General features: G+C 79.0%; 1 protein-coding gene. It reads right to left on the bottom strand.

All coding sequences use genetic code 11. The annotated features are described in order from the left end of the window. Positions 1-611 precede the first annotated feature (611 nt). Positions 612-1,388: an isocitrate lyase/phosphoenolpyruvate mutase family protein gene (locus tag EF918_RS35740; protein ID WP_125652981.1), complete on the bottom strand. Its 777-nt coding sequence runs from the start codon at positions 1,386-1,388 to the stop codon at positions 612-614. Between the last annotated feature and the right edge of the window lie 13 nt (positions 1,389-1,401).

Raw genomic sequence — 1,401 nt, 5'->3', positions numbered from 1 at the left:
CATCGGGGGAGTCGGGGGAGTCGGGGGAACCCTGTGAGGGCCTCGGGCTGCGCACGGCCGGATCCTACGGTTCGTTGGCCGATGCATGCACTTGCGTTCCGCCGGTCGGGCCAGGCCTGGCCGGAGCCCCACGGCCAAGGCCGGGCCCCGGCCTGAACCGGGCCCGGGCCCCGCCCCAGGGCCAAGGCCGGGCCCCGGCCCGAACTGGGCCCGGCCCGAACCGGGCCCGGGCTCCGTACTAACTGGCCCCGCCTCGAACTGGGTCCCGGCCCGAACCGGGCCCCCGCCGGAACCGGGCCCCGGCCCGAACCGGGCCCGGGCTCCGCCCCCGGGCCAAGGCCGGGCCCCGGCCCTAACTGGGCCCCGGCCCGAACTGGGTCCCGCCGGAACCGGGCCCGGGCTCCGCCCCCGGGCCAAGGCCGGGCCCCGGCCCTAACTGGGCCGACCGGGCCCCGGCCCCGGGCCCAAGGCCGGGTCCGGGCGGGCAAGGCTGGGCGTGGGGGCACGGCCGGGCCCCGGTCCTGAGGCCCGACCCGACCGGGGTCAGGCCGGACCGGGATCAAGGGCCGCCCCGGGGCCAGGCTCGGGCCGGGCGAAGGCCGGCGTTTGGCTCAGGTGGTTTTGAACAGGGCGTTGATCTCGCCGTACGCCAGGGAGTCCGCCACCGCGTCGTACGTGCCCTTGGTGAGGAGTTCCTCGGTGGCCCGGCGGACCACCGCGTACGCCGCCTCGGCGACCCAGGAGCCGAGGCTGACCCGGGCCACGCCCAGGGCGCCCAGCTCGGCCACGCCGGGGGCGCCGGGGCCGACCAGGATGTTCAGCGGGGCGTCGATGCCGCGGGCGAGCTCGGCCACGACCTCGGGCTCGTACACCCCGGGGACGAAGATCCCGCTGGCCCCGGCCTCCAGGTAGGCGGCGGCGCGGGAAAGGGTCTCGGTGAGCCGGGGCGCGCCGGGCTCGCCCAGGCCGAACAGGTAGGTGTCGATCCTGGCGTTGATGTACAGGGGGACGCCGGCGGCGTCGGCGGCGGCCCGTGCCGCCGCGAGGCGCTCGGCGTGCTCGGCGGGTTCGCGGGAGCCGTCCTCCAGGTTGACCCCGACCGCGCCGGCGGCGATCACGGCCGACACCGTCTCGGCCACGCCGGCCGGGTCCGCGCCGAAGCCGCTCTCGATGTCGGCGGTCACCGGGACCTGCACGGCCCCGGCGACCCGGGCGACGAGGTCGACGGCGCGCTCGCGGGCGAGGGCGTTGCCGTCGCGGGAGCCGAGGGACCAGGCGACGCCGGCGCTGGTGGTGGCGACGGCGGGTGCGCCGGCCGCCTCGACGAGGCGGGCGCTGGCGACGTCCCAGGCGTTGGCGAGGGCGAGGGGGGCGGCGGGGGTGTGCAGCGCGGCGAAGCGC

Source organism: Streptomyces sp. WAC06614 (genome assembly GCF_003949795.1).
In the GTDB taxonomy this organism is placed as follows: domain Bacteria; phylum Actinomycetota; class Actinomycetes; order Streptomycetales; family Streptomycetaceae; genus Streptomyces.
Note: the sequence above shows the minus strand (reverse complement) of the source record. Positions and strands in the feature narration are given on the sequence as shown.